Annotated in this window: 18 protein-coding genes and 2 tRNA genes; 16 read left to right on the top strand and 4 right to left on the bottom strand. The window is 63.2% G+C overall.

Annotation, left to right across the window (positions count from 1 at the left end):
* Positions 1–22 precede the first annotated feature (22 nt).
* From RBH20_RS06310 to RBH20_RS06350, 9 genes are all read left to right on the top strand, one after another.
* Positions 23–301 carry a hypothetical protein gene (locus tag RBH20_RS06310; protein ID WP_306706622.1) on the top strand — a complete coding sequence of 93 codons (279 nt, stop codon included), beginning with the start codon at positions 23–25 and terminating at the stop codon, positions 299–301.
* Between the two features lie 193 nt (positions 302–494).
* Complete coding sequence (gene tfe / locus RBH20_RS06315; protein ID WP_306706624.1) at positions 495–1,025, top strand: transcription factor E; 531 nt, start codon at positions 495–497, stop codon at positions 1,023–1,025.
* On the top strand, positions 1,025–1,699 hold the full coding sequence (locus RBH20_RS06320) for a DUF2110 family protein (protein ID WP_306706626.1): 675 nt from the start codon (positions 1,025–1,027) through the stop codon (positions 1,697–1,699). Before tfe ends, RBH20_RS06320 begins: the two co-directional genes overlap by 1 nt.
* A 9-nt stretch (positions 1,700–1,708) precedes the next feature.
* Positions 1,709–2,491 (top strand): DUF5803 family protein, encoded by a 783-nt coding sequence (locus RBH20_RS06325; RefSeq protein WP_306706628.1) that lies wholly within the window; start codon positions 1,709–1,711, stop codon positions 2,489–2,491.
* Positions 2,492–2,572: 81 nt separating this feature from the next.
* A complete protein-coding gene (locus RBH20_RS06330) occupies positions 2,573–3,415 on the top strand; it encodes an NOP5/NOP56 family protein (RefSeq protein WP_306706630.1) in 843 nt (280 codons plus the stop codon).
* Positions 3,412–4,044, top strand: a complete 633-nt coding sequence (locus tag RBH20_RS06335; protein ID WP_306706632.1) for a fibrillarin-like rRNA/tRNA 2'-O-methyltransferase — start codon at positions 3,412–3,414, stop codon at positions 4,042–4,044. The genes RBH20_RS06330 and RBH20_RS06335 overlap by 4 nt, the downstream gene beginning before the upstream one ends.
* Positions 4,045–4,151: 107 nt before the next feature.
* A complete protein-coding gene (locus RBH20_RS06340) occupies positions 4,152–5,231 on the top strand; it encodes a glutamate--cysteine ligase (RefSeq protein ID WP_306706634.1) in 1,080 nt (359 codons plus the stop codon).
* A 108-nt stretch (positions 5,232–5,339) separates the two neighbouring features.
* Positions 5,340–5,900, top strand: a complete 561-nt coding sequence (locus RBH20_RS06345) for a winged helix-turn-helix domain-containing protein (RefSeq protein WP_306706637.1) — start codon at positions 5,340–5,342, stop codon at positions 5,898–5,900.
* Positions 5,901–5,970: 70 nt separating this feature from the next.
* Positions 5,971–6,459: a phosphopantetheine adenylyltransferase gene (locus RBH20_RS06350; protein WP_005534408.1), complete on the top strand. Its 489-nt coding sequence runs from the start codon at positions 5,971–5,973 to the stop codon at positions 6,457–6,459.
* Here the strand turns inward: RBH20_RS06350 and RBH20_RS06355 are convergent, their stop codons facing one another.
* Complete coding sequence (locus RBH20_RS06355) at positions 6,460–6,768, bottom strand: transcription initiation factor IIB family protein (protein WP_306706640.1); 309 nt, start codon at positions 6,766–6,768, stop codon at positions 6,460–6,462.
* A gap of 86 nt (positions 6,769–6,854) precedes the next feature.
* Between RBH20_RS06355 and RBH20_RS06360 the strand changes: the two genes are divergently transcribed.
* Together RBH20_RS06360 and RBH20_RS06365 are read left to right on the top strand one after the other, a co-directional pair.
* Positions 6,855–6,939: transfer RNA gene (locus RBH20_RS06360), tRNA-Leu, on the top strand.
* Positions 6,940–7,132: 193 nt separating this feature from the next.
* The gene (locus tag RBH20_RS06365; RefSeq protein WP_306706642.1) at positions 7,133–7,360 is read left to right on the top strand and encodes a hypothetical protein; all 228 of its coding nucleotides are present in this window, start codon (positions 7,133–7,135) and stop codon (positions 7,358–7,360) included.
* Positions 7,361–7,495: 135 nt separating this feature from the next.
* Here RBH20_RS06365 and RBH20_RS06370 read toward each other — a convergent pair.
* Positions 7,496–7,580: transfer RNA gene (locus RBH20_RS06370), tRNA-Leu, on the bottom strand.
* Positions 7,581–7,711: 131 nt separating this feature from the next.
* Between RBH20_RS06370 and RBH20_RS06375 the strand changes: the two genes are divergently transcribed.
* The 3 genes from RBH20_RS06375 to RBH20_RS06385 are packed head-to-tail and all read left to right on the top strand — an operon-like array spanning position 7,712 to position 9,972.
* Entirely contained in the window at positions 7,712–8,215 is a 504-nt protein-coding gene (locus tag RBH20_RS06375) for a multiprotein-bridging factor 1 family protein (RefSeq protein WP_306706644.1), read from the top strand.
* 38 nt (positions 8,216–8,253) lie between these two features.
* Positions 8,254–9,381, top strand: coding sequence for an acyl-CoA dehydrogenase family protein (locus RBH20_RS06380; RefSeq protein WP_306706646.1), 1,128 nt, complete (start codon positions 8,254–8,256; stop codon positions 9,379–9,381).
* Between the two features lie 48 nt (positions 9,382–9,429).
* The gene (locus RBH20_RS06385) at positions 9,430–9,972 is read left to right on the top strand and encodes an HAD family hydrolase (protein ID WP_306706648.1); all 543 of its coding nucleotides are present in this window, start codon (positions 9,430–9,432) and stop codon (positions 9,970–9,972) included.
* Here RBH20_RS06385 and RBH20_RS06390 read toward each other — a convergent pair.
* Positions 9,951–10,178, bottom strand: a complete 228-nt coding sequence (locus RBH20_RS06390) for a DUF5822 domain-containing protein (protein ID WP_004961369.1) — start codon at positions 10,176–10,178, stop codon at positions 9,951–9,953. The genes RBH20_RS06385 and RBH20_RS06390 overlap by 22 nt on opposite strands.
* A gap of 97 nt (positions 10,179–10,275) precedes the next feature.
* Here RBH20_RS06390 and panB point away from each other — a divergent pair, with 97 nt between their 5' ends.
* Positions 10,276–11,085, top strand: coding sequence for a 3-methyl-2-oxobutanoate hydroxymethyltransferase (gene panB / locus RBH20_RS06395; RefSeq protein ID WP_306706651.1), 810 nt, complete (start codon positions 10,276–10,278; stop codon positions 11,083–11,085).
* A 22-nt stretch (positions 11,086–11,107) separates the two neighbouring features.
* On the opposite strand, the gene coxB is transcribed toward panB, so the two are convergent.
* Positions 11,108–11,830: a cytochrome c oxidase subunit II gene (gene coxB / locus RBH20_RS06400; protein WP_306706653.1), complete on the bottom strand. Its 723-nt coding sequence runs from the start codon at positions 11,828–11,830 to the stop codon at positions 11,108–11,110.
* Positions 11,831–12,006: 176 nt separating this feature from the next.
* Between coxB and RBH20_RS06405 the strand changes: the two genes are divergently transcribed.
* Positions 12,007–14,289, top strand: a complete 2,283-nt coding sequence (locus RBH20_RS06405) for a DUF6789 family protein (protein WP_306706655.1) — start codon at positions 12,007–12,009, stop codon at positions 14,287–14,289.

Genomic DNA, 14,289 nt, shown 5'->3' on the forward strand with positions numbered 1-14,289 from the left:
CACAGCTGTTAAAGTAATTCAAATGACTACTATTCTCCAGCAACTCGTGATGCTAGACAAAATCAAAAAATCCGTTTCGGATGTACTCTCGGGTGGGAAGGGGCAGTCAGACAACGGACCAGAGGCCGGTTCAGTGACGGATAACCGTGTTCGGGCTGGCTCCGCCGGCAATGACGGCGCGGGCACGGCCGACGAACCTGAATCGAATCTCTACGAGTGTCCGTCCTGTGACTCCGTCTTCGTCGCTATTGATAAAGAGACCTGCTCCTCCTGTCGGACGCCAGTCGAAAAAATCGAATAGCGGGGTTTGTGAGTTGTAGCGACGAACTACGCTGACGGTAGTCGCAAAAAGAGACTGCTGTCCGCCGTTGTTGCTGTGCGCCTGCAGGCACAACGAGTCCGTCCGAACAGCAGCGTGGTCCCGGCCTCTGTGGCAGCGTTCAGGAGAGGACGACCCGATGGTTTTAACCACATGACTCCCGGATGTTCGGGTAATGGCTTTTGAGGAACTCTTGGAGGACCCCGTCATACAGAAGTACCTCCACGAGCTGGTCGGACCGAAAGGGATGCCGGTCGCCGCCGCGCCGCCGGACGGCGAAGTGACCGACGAGGAACTGGCCGAGGAGCTCGGGCTCGAACTGAACGATGTCCGCCGAGCGCTGTTTATTCTCTACGAGAACGACCTCGCGACCTATCGTCGGCTCCGCGACGAGGATTCCGGGTGGCTCACGTACCTCTGGACGTTCCAGTACGAGAAGATCCCCGAACAACTGCAAGAGGAGATGCACCGCCTGCTTGACGGCCTTGAAGAACGTCGCGAGTACGAGCGGGAAAACGAGTTCTACCTCTGTGAGCACTGCGGTATCCGCTTCGAATTCGGCGAGGCGATGGAGTTCGGCTTCGACTGCCCCGAATGTGGTAATCAGGTCGAGACGATGGAGAACACCCGTCTCGTCACTGCAATGGAGAACCGTATCGAAGAGCTCAGAGACGAACTGAACGCTGATGTGGACGTGGAAGCCTGATGGTCGTTCTCGGTACAAAAGTGTACGTCGCCGGCGACGCCCGGGACCGTACGCTCGACGGACTTCGTTCGATGGTCGGCAACGAACTCGGCGACCTCGACGTGGCGTACGACATCGGCCTTCGTGACGACGACTTCCCGACGGTGACCCTCGACGGCCCGGACGAGACCGTCGCGAAGAACCTCCTCCGTGAAGAATTCGGCGAGCTGGTCGCCGACCACGAAGACGGCGAGACGTACGTTGGCACACTCGATAGCTGGGACGAGGACGGCTTCGTCCTCGATGTCGGCTTCGGTCAGACGGTCCGGATTCCGGCCGATGAGCTCGGTCTCGGGCAGGGGACGCCGTCACAGATCCGGAAACGGTTCGGACTGGTCCAGCACCTTCCGCTCCGGTTCGTCGCCGGCGACCCTGCAAGCCTTGCAGAGGTCGAGCAGGACCGCCTCTACGAGTGGACCCGTGGCAACAACGGCCGCATCAACGCAAACAGCGTGACACGCTCGGAAGCGCGTGCGACGGTCAACCGCGCCGGTCACGCACAGGATATCGTCACAGTCGAGCGTATCGGCCTGTTAGAACAGAGCATTATCTGCAACCCGGACACCGACCCGCCGGGGCTGCTCGCCGACATCGGGCAGTACATGCCGTCAGAGCTGCTGGCAATCGTGCCCTGATTTCGAGCTATGAAACGCCGCCACCTCCTGTTGGTCGCCGTTCTCGCACTGGTCGCCCTTTCGGGCTGTAGCGGCTTCTTCGGCTCGGAAGAGGTCGACCCGGAGCGGCTGAACGAGAACGCGAGCTACGACTGGAACACCTCAGCTGACGGGACAATCGTCATCAAGGAATCGAAATACACTGCCGTCTATGCCGTCGAAAACGAGACGACGTTCGACGTGTACACCGTCGACGGCCTCGGGCGCGAGCGGAGCGTCCCCATCAGTGCGCTTCGGTTCCGATACGAGAACGGGACTGTGGTTAGCGCCAACGAATCTTCGCTGAGCGCCTCAGAGAGCCGCCAGCGAACGACTGTCAATCTCTCCGGGAACGTCTCCGGGAAGGTGGGCTACTCGGTCGCGCGGACCGGCAAGCGCTTTGCCTCCCCGACGCTCGTCGAAGACGGGTCGTACACGGTCGTACTCCCGCCCAACACCGGGGCCGGGATTCCGTTCCTCTCGCGGATCAGTCCGGGTGGCTACGAGTCGGAGACTGTCGATGGCCAGCAGGTCATTCGCTGGGACGAGGTGACCTCTGACCAGATCGTCGTCCGGTACTACCTCGACCGCGACCTATGGCTGTTCGGCGGCCTGTCTGCTATCGCCATCGTGATCGGCGTGGTTGGGACTGTGTACTACTACCGACAGCTACAGGCGGTGATTCGCCGCCGCAAGGAGGCGGGTATCGACCTCGAAGAGGACGGCGATGACGATGACCCACGGGACCGCGGTCCGCCGCCAGGGATGCGCTGAGGCCGGATCGAAAGCACAATCAGACGCGTTTTACAGACGCTAACCGGGTCACTTTTTCGCATCGGGCGTGCACACACGGCTATGAGCAACGGGTGGTTCGCCGGGCTGGACCCGGACGACGACGCGGCCGCTGTCGAACAGATAGAGGCCGGGCGAGCCGATACGCCGGAGGACTGGCCACAGCAGGCCGTCGAGGCAGGATTCGCCGACGACAAGGCGGCCTACTATGACCGCCTGCACGAGATAACAATGGCGGCCACCAGCGCGGCGGTCGCCGAACAGGAGGGTGCTGACGACCAGCAGCTCGTCCACGCAGTGCGGGCGATGGCCGACTGCGAACGGACAGCGAACGAACTCGCCGAACGGGTCGCCGAATGGGGTGGGAGCCGACACGGCGATAGCGGTAGCGGCGTCGAGTACGCTCGCTCGCTGGCCGACCGAGACGGCGAGGACGAGGGGGACCGCGCGCTCCGGTCGCTTGCCGAGCAGACGGCCGCGCTGGCCGACGAGGCTGACTCACTCCGGGCGTACATCGAGCGGACCGCGCCAGCCGTCGCGCCGAACCTCTCGATGCTGGCCGGGCCGGTGCTGGCGGCCCGGCTTATTTCACTGGCTGGCGGCCTCGAAGCGCTGGCGAAGAAACCGAGCGGGACGGTGCAGGTCCTCGGCGCGGAAGACGCGCTCTTTGCCCACCTCAAGGGGTCGGCTCCGTCACCGAAACACGGCGTCATCTTCACGCACGAGTACGTGAGCGGAACCCGCCGCGAGGACCGTGGATCGGCTGCGCGGGCTCTTGCGGGGAAGCTCTCGATTGCCGCCCGCATCGACCACTACAGCGGCGACCGCCGGCCAGACCTGCAGGCGGAGCTCGACGAGCGTATTGAGCGGATTCAGGCACGGGCCGAGGAGGGGGACGACGAATGACGCTCCCGACCGGCGTCGAGCGCCACGACTTCGGCGGTGAGACGAGCCTCGCCACACAGGGACAGCCAGTGTACGGCGAGCGGACGGACGGTGACTGGCGGCGGTGGGACCCCCACCGCTCGAAGCTCGGAGCGATGCTTGCACACGGAATGGATACCGGCCTCGACGGGGGCGAGACCGTACTGTACCTCGGCGCGGCGGCCGGGACGACCGTGAGCCACGTCGCTGATTTCGGCGGGCCGACCTACGCCGTCGAGTTCGCGCCCCGGCCGGTGCGAGAACTGCTGGACGCCGCGGAGAGCCGACGAAACCTCTTTCCGTTGCTCAAGGACGCACGCAAGCCCGAGAGCTACGCCCACGTCGTCGAACCGGTCGACGTGGTCGTGCAGGACGTGGCGACCAGAGGGCAGGCCCGGGTGGCGACGCTCAACAAACAGTTCCTGGCCGACGACGGCCGGCTCCTCGCGGCTATCAAAGCCCGGAGCGAGGACGTGACCGCCGACCCCGACGCCGTGTTCGACAGCGTGCGTTCGGAACTCGAAGCGGAGTACGAACTGCTGGAGACGGCGCGGCTGGACCCGTATCACGAGGACCATCTCGGGATCGTTGCCCGGCCCCGCGAAGACTGATGCGGAACCTCTTCCTCACGCAATTCGCTGTAAGATGGAATACAGTTGTGCGGGCTGAGCGGGCGGGGACGGAAGGCTTTAGCGGGTCGGTTCCGATGTGCTGATTAATGGACGCGACGGGTTCTGCCGAGCATTTTACCCGGATGGGGACGCTCGGCATCGAAGAAGAGTTCTACGTCGTTGACGAGTTTGGTCGCCCAACGTCTGGCACGGACGAACTCGTCTACGAGACGGAGCCACCAGCGGTTCTCGACGGGCGGCTCGACCACGAACTGTTCAAGTGTGTTATCGAGACGCAGACGCCGCGTATCGACGACCCGGCGGACGCCGGTGACCACCTCCGGTCAGTCCGGGACGCGCTGGTCGACCACGCCGAAGCGAACGGGTTCGGTATCGCCGCTGCGGGCCTGCACCCGCTGGCGAAGTGGCGCGAACTCGAACACGCCGAGAAGCCCCGATACAAGTCACAGCTGGACCGTATTCAGTACCCACAGCATCGCAACACGACCGCGGGACTGCATGTCCACGTCGGTGTCGACGACGCCGACAAAGCCGTCTGGGTGGCGAACGAACTCCGCTGGCATCTCCCACTGATGCTTGCGCTGTCGGCCAACTCCCCGTACTGGAACGGCTTCGACACCGGGCTGCAGTCCGCCCGCGGAAAAATCTTCGAGGCCCTGCCCAACACCGGGATGCCGACAACTTTCGACGATTACGATGCCTTCGAAGCCTACGAGCAGCGGATGCTCGAAACGGGGAGCATCGACGACCGCGGCGAACTCTGGTTCGACGTGCGACCCCACTCCGGCCACGGCACTGTCGAGGTACGTGCCCCGGACGGGCAGGCCGACCCGGACAGAGTGCTGGCCTTCGTTGAGTACGTCCACGAACTCGTCATTGACCTCTCTGAACGCTACGAGGACGGGGAGTCCGGCCGACGGCTCCGCCGGGAGTTCCTTGACGAGAACAAGTGGCGTGCCATCCGCCACGGCCAGTCCGCCGAACTACTGTCGCGTGACCTCTCGACGACGCGTTCGGTGAAGGAACTGGTCGAGAGCGAGAGCGACCGCCTGGGTATCGATGGGCTGTGGGAGCTGTACGAGCGCGAAAGCGGCGCCGAGCGACAGCGCCGGCTTCGGTCGGAAGATGGGGTCATGGCGCTCGCAGACTCACTGCAACTGTCCTGATCTGGACTGTCGTCTGGGGCCGGAACTGATTGGTTCCGTGTAACGACTGGAGAGTCGGGGCCAAGGGTTTTTATCCAGCTATAGCTTTTGTCCTCACAGAGACAACGCATGTCCGCAAACGACGACGACCACGACGATCTTGAGGACACAGACGATGTCCGGGACCGAATCGAGCAGGAGGCAGACCGCGCGGTCGAGCAGTTCGACGAAGGGATCGTCGACCTGCTGGCGTGGGTCCTCGACACGGAAACGCGGGCGCGGATCTACGTCCACTTGCGACAGCAACCCGAAAGCACCAGTGAGGAGATAGCCGAAGGGACCGGCCTGTATCCGAGCACTGTCCGCGAGGCCCTAGCGGCACTCACCGAAGAAGAGGTCGTGACCCGCCAGAAACGTGAGAGTGACGGCGCGGGCAACAACCCCTACGAGTACAGCGCTATTCCGCCGAGCGACCTCGTCAACACTATCGTCGGTGACATCCAGTCGGAACTGAACACGGTGTTCAACCTCGACGATCACATCGGCGGCGAGACGACGCTGGAACCCGACGATGAGCCGGTGACAATTTCGGTCGAAGATGCGAACGACGGCGCGGCCGACGCCGACGCAAGCGACCAAACTGGTGACGAAGGAGACGAGTCCGAGGACGAAGACGACGCTGACGTATAATCAAACCCGGCTCCAGCAGGCTGTTTCGCAAGTCGATATTACTAAACCTACCCGTGCCGTTGCCCGGGATATGAATGTCGCGCTGGGGGGAACGTTCGACCCGATTCATGACGGACACCGCGCGCTGTTCGAACGCGCATTCGAACTCGGGGACGTGACAGTTGGCCTCACCAGCGACGACCTCGCGCCGAAGACGCGCCACGACCAGCGCCACGTTCGCCCGTTCAGCGAACGGCAATCCGCACTCGCCGACGAACTCGCGACGCTCGCCGCCGAGCAAGAGCGCGAGTGGCAGGTCCGAGAACTCACCGAGCCGACCGGCATCGCTACGGAGTCGCAGTTCGACACGCTCGTCGTCTCGCCCGAGACGGAAACTGGCGGTCGCCGCATCAACGAGATCCGCGAGGAGCGAGGCCACGACCCGCTCGAAATCGAAGTCGTCCCGCACGTCCGTGCCGAGGACGGCGACATCATTTCTTCGACCCGGATCGTTGAGGGCGAAATCGACGAACACGGGAATCTCACGCCCAATCGCACCGGCCGCCAGAACATTTCGTAGCTACCAGCCCGGCGCTTCCAGCCCGGCTGTCTCCAGCAGGTCCTTCCAGCGCTGCTGAATCGTTAACCTAGAGACGTCCGTCGCCTCCGCGACGGCCGACTGTGACCGCTCTTCACCGGCGACCAGCGCACCGACGTACACACTGGCCGCCATTGTCGCCTGTTTGGACCGGTCCTCTTCGGGAATTGTCGAGAGGAACAGGTCAACCGCGTGGGACCGCGCCGTCGTCCCGAGGTCGAGCCTGTCCGATGCCGCCTCGATGTCGGAGAGCCACTCATCGTGCTCGATTCGGTCGCTGGCGCGGTACATACCAGCTTGTTGGTCCCCATCCTATCTAAACCTTCGTCGCCCGCAAGCGAAGGGTTCTTTATTCCAACACGGATAGCGACTGATGCGCGCGGGTTGCCGAGCCAGGCCAAAGGCGTAGCGCTTAGGACGCTATCCCGTAGGGGTCCGCCGGTTCGAATCCGGTCCCGCGCACTTCTCGGCTCGAATAACTCATGAGAGCCGTGGGTGCGGAATGAGGATTCGAAGCACAGAACGAGCGAACAAAGTGAGCAATCTTCAGGCGGTTCGAATCCGGTCCCGCGAAGTCCTGCTACAGACGCGGGCAATAGTCTCCACCTTCGTGTCAGACCTGATTCCCACACCGCAAGAATCGCGACTGCCGCTTATGTGGAGTGTCCGCGTCGTCTCAAATGAGGGACTGACGATGTCGGTGTATGACCCACTCCGTGACTCGTCTGCTCTCCCCGCAGGATCGGCTCGGTTCGAGTATGCTGTCGACGATGCGGACAACCCGACGGAACTCACCGTCTTCAGCGATCAGGACGACGAGCTCCCGACCCACTGGATTTCGGTCGACATCGAGCACGCCGTCGCGCTCGACGAGATGCGGTGAGCGAGGAGTGGGCTCGCTCAGGTCGCGTCTATCGATTTCTTGACGACAGAATTGAAGCGAACGCTCTGGAAGCGTTGTGTCCGAAGTAAGTTTGCGTGGGTGCAGTCCCAAGGGAATGCACCTGCACTCTGAGAGTGCGTGGGACCGGATTCGAACCGGCGGACCCCTACGGGACAGCGCCCTCAACGCTGCGCCGTTGGCCTGGCTTGGCTACCCACGCGCGCTCTGTCTGAGTGCATTCAACTGTTTCCGGTGGGTAAATAAAAGCGCTTTCGTTTGGACCCGCCCCGGGAGGGTGTGACACTCGGTCGAACCGGACGTTTGAAATATCACGAAACCGCTACGGGGGGCATGGCCAAATACTCGACCGGCAGTGGTGGCGATAGCGCCGGCGGGAGCTGTGAGCTCTGCGGTAGCGACGGCGGCGACCTCCAGACCGCGAACGTCGCTGGTGCGACCCTCCAAGTGTGTGACAGCTGTGCGCGTGACCACGGGGAAAACGAGCGAACGACAGGCAGTGACAGCTCGCGCGACGAACAGAACCGGAAACGCAAAGCCGCACAGAACGCGGCGAAGCTACAGGACGCACAGCAAGCCGACACCTCCCACTGGGAGGACGGCGCTGACTACGACGATGACCAGCTCCCGTATCTGGTCAGCGAGTACGGCAAGCGCGTAACGGAAGCGCGACAGGACGAGGGGCTCCAGACGAGTGAGCTGGCCGATGAACTCGACCTTGACGAAGCGGACATCCTCGCTGTCGAGCAGGGGCGCGCGACGCAGGCGAACGTCGGCGGCTCGACGATCAAGGCGCTCGAGCAGTACCTCGACATCGACCTGGTCGAGTCCAACTGACCCCCGGATATTTTGCCGACTCCGGTGTAACGGCCGGTATGGACCTCTCCGCTGAGCAGCGAGCCATCCGCGACACCGTTCGAGAGTTCGCCGTCGAGGACATCCGTCCGAAAGCCGCTGATGCCGACCGCGAACAGTCCTTTCCAGAGGAGTGCTGGGACGGGCTCGCGGATATCGACATCACCGGGCTGACGACACCAGCGGAATACGGCGGCTTCGACGCCGACAAACCGACGTACGCGCTGGTCAACGAGGAACTCGCGTACGGGTCGCTCGCGGTCGCGACGGCGCTGTCGGTCCACTGCCTCGCGACCTCGTGTATCGCACAATTTGGCTCCAAGGCAGTGCAGGACGACTGGCTCCCAGAGATGGTCGATGGCCGCCCGGTCGGCGCGTTCGCGCTCTCGGAGCCACAGGCCGGGTCGAACCCCCGGGAGATGTCGACCACCGCCCGACAGGACGGTGACGAGTACGTCATCGACGGCGAGAAGCAGTGGATTACCAACGGCAACCGATCGGGCGTCGTCATCGTCTTCGCGAAGGCCGACCCCGATGACCCGGATTCGATAACGCAGTTTCTGGTGCCGAAAGACGCCGAGGGGCTCACCGTCGGCGAGAAAGAGGACAAACTCGGCCTCCGCGCGAGCGACACGACGCCGCTCCAGTTCGACGGCGTCCGCGTTCCCGAACGTTACCAACTGACCGAGGAAGGCAAAGGGATGGCCGCAGCCCTGTCAATTCTGACTACTGGGCGGGTCGCTATTGCCGCTCAGGCTGTCGGACTCGCACAGTCAGCCCTTGACGAGGCCATCGACTACGCCGAGGAACGCGAGCAGTTCGACCAGCCGATCAGCGAGTTCCAGACGATTCAGCACAAACTCGCGGACATGGCGACGAACGTGCAGGCGGCGCGGCTGTTGACGTGGAACGCCGCACAGCAACTGGAGCGCGGCGAGCGGGCGAGGGCAGCGGCGAGCATGGCGAAGTACTTCGCGAGCGAGACGGCGGTCGACGTGGCTAACGAGGCGATTCAGATTCACGGCGGTTACGGCTATACGAAAGACTACCCCGTCGAGCGGTTCTACCGCGACGCGAAGGTGACGACCATCTACGAAGGGACCAGCGAAATCCAGCAGAACATCATCGCACAGGACTTGCTGGAGTAAGTGAGCCAGGGCGAAGCGGTTTTGCGGGCGTCGACCCTACTGCTGAGTGTGACACACAACGCCGTCATCTACGATCTTGACGGGACGCTTGTCAGGCTGGCCGTCGACTGGGGGACGGTGACCAGCGACGTGGCGACAGTTCTGCGCGAGCGAAACGTCGACCCTGAAAACCGCGATCTCTGGGAGATGCTGACACTGTCTTCGGAGACTGGCCACCGTGACGCTGTCGAAGCGGCGATCACCGACCACGAGCGGACTGGGGCGCACGAGTCGGAGCGACTGGCTCTCGCTGACGGCCTCCCACACAGCGTCCCCGTCGGCGTGTGCTCGCTCAACGCGGAGGAGGCGTGTCGGGCGGCGCTGGATGTGCATGACCTCGACAGCTATGTCGGTCCGGTTGTTGGCCGTGACACCGTCGAGTCACCGAAACCAGACCCGGAGGGGCTACTGGCGATTACCGACGAAATCGGCGTCGACCCTGGCGCAGTCGTGTTCGTTGGTGACTCAGAGAGCGACGCGACGGCTGCCCAGCGGGCTGGGATGGCGTTTGAGTGGGCGAGCGAGTTCGATCAGGCCCGGTATCGCGCGTAGAGGTAGACGCAGACGGCCGTCAGGAACCAGATGAGCGCGCCGACGCGGACCGCGAACAGCGCCCGCGCGGTCCATGTCTGGAGCGTGACCGCGGTCGACGCAAGCACGACGAGCGGCGAGCCGACCAGAATCGTCGTCACGAACGTGACCTGCATCACCCACCCGAAATCCACGCCGTCCGGGTCCGTCTTCTCGACTGTTGGCACATCCAATGGTACAGCCAGGTACGGCAAGCACCTTGCGGTTTCCCGGACGACGTGCGCAACCCGAACAGGTAAGGCGCAGGCGCGCCCCCGCTCGGATATGCCAACTGTCCGGGACCTGCAGGCGATGGCTGGTGAGGAGCCGATCACGATGCTGACGGCGTACGACGCCGTTACCGCGAGCATCGTCGACGACACCGGCGTGGACGTCATTCTCGTCGGCGACAGCATGGGGAATGCCGTCCTCGGTCACGATGACACGCTCCCGGTCACGCTTGATGAGATGGCCTCCCGGGTCGGCGCGGTCGCACGCGGCGCGGACGACGCACTGGTCGTCGCCGATATGCCGTTTCTCTCCTTCGGCGCGGACGAGCGTGAGAGCATCCAGAACTGCGGACGAATGCTGAAGGAGGAGGGCGCAAACGCAGTCAAGCTTGAATCCGGACCACACACAATCGAGCTGACCGAACGGCTGACGGACCTCGGAATCCCGACGATGGCCCACCTTGGGCTCACGCCACAGAGCGTGAACCAGACCGGCTACACCAGACAGGCGACCGGTCGGGAGGAGGCCGAGGAAATCGTCGACCTTGCGCGAGAACACGAGAACGCCGGCGCGTTCGCGCTGGTGCTTGAACACATCCCGGCGAACCTTGCAGCCCAGGTCACCGAAATCGTCGACATCCCGACGATCGGGATCGGAGCCGGCGGCGACTGTGACGGGCAAGTGCTCGTGTTCACCGATGTGGTCGGCCTTTCGGAGTCCAGCCCGCCTTTCGCCGAGCAGTTCGGCGACGTTCGCGGTGAGGTGGCCGACGCTGTCGACGAGTATATCGACGCCGTCGAATCCGGCGAGTTCCCAGGCGAGTCCCACAGCCACACCGAAGACGAACTCGACGACCTGTACTGAGCAGTCACACCGGTTGGCCGACCTACCCGGCCGCAGCCGTCTGATTTTCTATCCAGGCGTCGTACGCAGACTGGTTCTTGACGACGACGGTAGCGTCCATCTTACTGTGGCCAGCCCCGCACATCTCGGCGCAGTACAGCCGGTACTCGCCGGGTTCGGTCGGATGCGTTCGGGCCATCATTGTCTGGCTAGGGAAGATATCCTGTTTGATGCCCAGTTGCGGAATGTAGATGGCGTGAATCACGTCCGTCGTTCGCAGCCTGAATGTGACGTTCTCGTCGGCCGGAAGGACAAGCCGTTCCTCCGTCGTGACATTGGCCTCGCCGTAGGAGAACTCCCACCCCCACTGGTAGGCGAGCACGTCTATCTCCGTATCGTCTGCGAAGGCGTCGCCCCCGTCAGCGGACGCCTCGGCTGCTGCGGGCGTAATGTAGGGGTTAGCCATCACCACGAACGCCGAGACGCCGACGAAGACGAGTATCGCGCCCGTCGCGGCCGTCCAGGTCACCTCTAGCGCCGGGTCGTCAACGGTCGGCTTCGGGTCGTCGTTGTTCCGAAACCGGTAGATCACGTACACGAGCGTGAGTTCCACGAATAGCGTCAGTGGCAGGGCGACGTACAGGAGTTGTTCGTTGAGGTCGTCGATAGCAGCCCTGTTGACCGACTGCGCTGTGACCGGAGCAGCAAGTAGCGAGAGCCCGACCACGACAAGGCCCGCCTGAATCACGCGCCTTCGGAGACGCATTGTCACACTGTACCAATCGCCATGTCAAATAACTTGCCCAACGTTGTGTTAACTGAGGGGCGATCGCCGCAAGATCCGGGTCTCCGTGTGGTTTTATGAGCGTGGGCGTGTCAGAAATTGGTAACGTATAGCATGGCGACACGAGCAACCGTTCCGGCACGGCACGTCACACACAGATGCTAAACAGGGCTATCGTTGAGGGAACCGCTCTCGCTGTGCTGGCCCTGGCAGTGCTTTTCCTGTGGGTCCGGGAGCAACGGAAGGCGCGACCGGAGAGCGATGGCGGGTACACGACGCGGGAGGAGATCGAATTCGAAATCGGCCGAATCCAGTCTGAACTGTACCGCTGGCTGACGACGACGGACCATCGGGACATCGGCCTGCTCTACATCGCTTTCGGCACCGCCGCCGGCCTGTGGGGCGGCACCGACGCGATGATGCTGCGGACGGAACTGCTGACGCCGCCGGCAGACATCTGGACGCCGGAGACGTACAACGCGCTGTTTACCACGCACGGGCTGACGATGCTGATATTCTTCGTCCTGCCTGTGTTCTTCGGCATCGGAAACTACGTCCTGCCGCTGCTCATCGGGGCCGACGACATGGCCTTCCCGCGGGTCAACGCCGTCGGGTTCTGGCTCCTGCCGCCGGCCCTGATTCTGGTCCGGATGGGACTCATGATTCAGGTCCTCGGCCAGGTGCTGAATCTGGTGCTCCCGGCGGACGCTATCCGGTTTTTCCTCACGATGCGCGAGGTGAGCGTGGGCTGGACACTGTACGCGCCACTGTCCGTGCAACAGCCCAATCCACAGATAGACCTGCTGTTACTCGGCCTACATCTGAGCGGCATCGCCACGACGGTCGGGGCCATCAACTTCATCACCACAATTGTCTACGAGCGCGGCGAGGGCGTTAGCTGGGCGAACCTCGACATCTTCTCGTGGAACATGCTCGTCACGAGCGGGATTGCGCTGTTCGCGTTCCCGCTGCTGGGGAGCGCGCTAGTGATGCTCCTGCTAGACCGGAACCTCGGAACGGCCTTCTTCGCCACGGAGGGCGGTGGTGCAATCCTCTGGCAACACCTGTTCTGGTTCTGGGGCCACCCAGAGGTGTACATCCTCTTCCTTCCAGCGACAGGGTTGATGAGCCTTATTTTGCCGAAGTTCGTCGGGCGGAGACTCTTCGGCTACCAGTTCATCGTCTACTCGACGCTAGGGCTGGGCGTCCTCTCTTTCGGCGTCTGGGCGCATCATATGTTCACGACGAGCGCGGACCCGCGAGTGAAGCTGTCGTTCATGGCCGTCTCCATCGCCATCGCCGTCCCGAGTGCGATCAAGGTGTTCAACTGGATCACGACGATGTGGGAGGGGGATATCCGCCTGACTGCACCGTTTATCCTCTGTGCCGGCGGCATCGGGACGTTCATCATCGGCGGCGTCACAGGCGTGTTCCTCGCCGTCATCCCCGTCGACATCCTTTATCACGGGACGTACTACGTCGTCGGCCACTTCCACCTCATCGTCGTCAGCATCATCCCGTTCCTGATGATCGCCGCGAGCTACTACTGGTATCCGCTCATCACCGGCCGGTGGTACGACACACGGATGGCGAGGTTTCAGGCGCTGCTGATCGTCTTTGGCTCGTTCGTGACATTCATGACGTTGCTGGTCATCGGCGGGCTTGGGCTCCCACGACGACAGGCCATCTACCCGCCCGAGTACCAGTTCGCCCAGCAGATCGCGACCGTGGGTGGCTACGTCATCGGCCTGAGTGCGCTGCTGTGGCTGTACAACATGCTCGTCTCGTACTGGCGGGGGACGCCCGTAACGACGACGGACCCGTGGGGTCTGAAGGCGACGAACCAGTTCACCCGTGAGTGGCAGTGGTTCGAACAGCGTATGATGGACAAATACGACATGGAGCCGACTGAGCCCGAGACGACGCGGCGCTCATACGCCCCTGAAGCCGAACCGACCGGACTGGCCGGCGGCGTTGGGAATGTCGCCCAAACCGTCTCTCGGAACGCCTGGATGGCCGCAGCCGGCGGGTTCGTCGGCACGGTTCTGATGAGCGGCGGACTCATCACGGCGATACTCATTGGCGTCCTCGACCCGGTTTCGTTCGGTGAAATCGCTGAACTGGTCGGGCTACCCGCGACTCCGGCCGTCGGCGCGGTGCTCTTCCTCGTTGGCGGGACCGTCACCTGGCCGCTTTTGTTCCTGGCCTTCTCCGACTACCTCCCCGGTCGCCTCCTGTTCGAGACCGGGCTTGTGTTCGCGACACTGATATCCAGCGGGTTCGCCATCGCGTTCTACACTGGCCAGAGTGGACTCGGGTTCGTCGGCTATCTCGCCTTCGTGCTCGTCTCCCACTGGGCGTACGGCATCGGGTTGACCGTGACCTTCCAGTACCTCAAATCGGATGAGGCGCTCCGGACCCGGACAGATGGGGGCGGCTGA

Origin of the sequence: Haloarcula sp. H-GB4 (assembly GCF_030848575.1) — an archaeon.
Classification (GTDB): Archaea; Halobacteriota; Halobacteria; order Halobacteriales; family Haloarculaceae; genus Haloarcula.

What these genes read in the sequence shown, in the direction of transcription:
- RBH20_RS06310 (WP_306706622.1), top strand. Translation starts at nt 23, where the DNA reads ATGACTACTATTCTCCAGCAACTCGTGATGCTAGACAAAATCAAAAAA.
- RBH20_RS06365 (WP_306706642.1), top strand. Translation starts at nt 7,133, where the DNA reads ATGTGGAGTGTCCGCGTCGTCTCAAATGAGGGACTGACGATGTCGGTG.
- RBH20_RS06325 (WP_306706628.1), top strand. Translation starts at nt 1,709, where the DNA reads ATGAAACGCCGCCACCTCCTGTTGGTCGCCGTTCTCGCACTGGTCGCC.
- tfe (WP_306706624.1), top strand. Translation starts at nt 495, where the DNA reads ATGGCTTTTGAGGAACTCTTGGAGGACCCCGTCATACAGAAGTACCTC.
- RBH20_RS06355 (WP_306706640.1), bottom strand. Translation starts at nt 6,768, where the DNA reads ATGTACCGCGCCAGCGACCGAATCGAGCACGATGAGTGGCTCTCCGAC.
- RBH20_RS06375 (WP_306706644.1), top strand. Translation starts at nt 7,712, where the DNA reads ATGGCCAAATACTCGACCGGCAGTGGTGGCGATAGCGCCGGCGGGAGC.
- coxB (WP_306706653.1), bottom strand. Translation starts at nt 11,830, where the DNA reads ATGCGTCTCCGAAGGCGCGTGATTCAGGCGGGCCTTGTCGTGGTCGGG.
- RBH20_RS06380 (WP_306706646.1), top strand. Translation starts at nt 8,254, where the DNA reads ATGGACCTCTCCGCTGAGCAGCGAGCCATCCGCGACACCGTTCGAGAG.
- RBH20_RS06350 (WP_005534408.1), top strand. Translation starts at nt 5,971, where the DNA reads ATGAATGTCGCGCTGGGGGGAACGTTCGACCCGATTCATGACGGACAC.
- RBH20_RS06335 (WP_306706632.1), top strand. Translation starts at nt 3,412, where the DNA reads ATGACGCTCCCGACCGGCGTCGAGCGCCACGACTTCGGCGGTGAGACG.
- RBH20_RS06405 (WP_306706655.1), top strand. Translation starts at nt 12,007, where the DNA reads ATGCTAAACAGGGCTATCGTTGAGGGAACCGCTCTCGCTGTGCTGGCC.
- RBH20_RS06320 (WP_306706626.1), top strand. Translation starts at nt 1,025, where the DNA reads ATGGTCGTTCTCGGTACAAAAGTGTACGTCGCCGGCGACGCCCGGGAC.
- RBH20_RS06340 (WP_306706634.1), top strand. Translation starts at nt 4,152, where the DNA reads ATGGACGCGACGGGTTCTGCCGAGCATTTTACCCGGATGGGGACGCTC.
- RBH20_RS06330 (WP_306706630.1), top strand. Translation starts at nt 2,573, where the DNA reads ATGAGCAACGGGTGGTTCGCCGGGCTGGACCCGGACGACGACGCGGCC.
- RBH20_RS06345 (WP_306706637.1), top strand. Translation starts at nt 5,340, where the DNA reads ATGTCCGCAAACGACGACGACCACGACGATCTTGAGGACACAGACGAT.
- panB (WP_306706651.1), top strand. Translation starts at nt 10,276, where the DNA reads ATGCCAACTGTCCGGGACCTGCAGGCGATGGCTGGTGAGGAGCCGATC.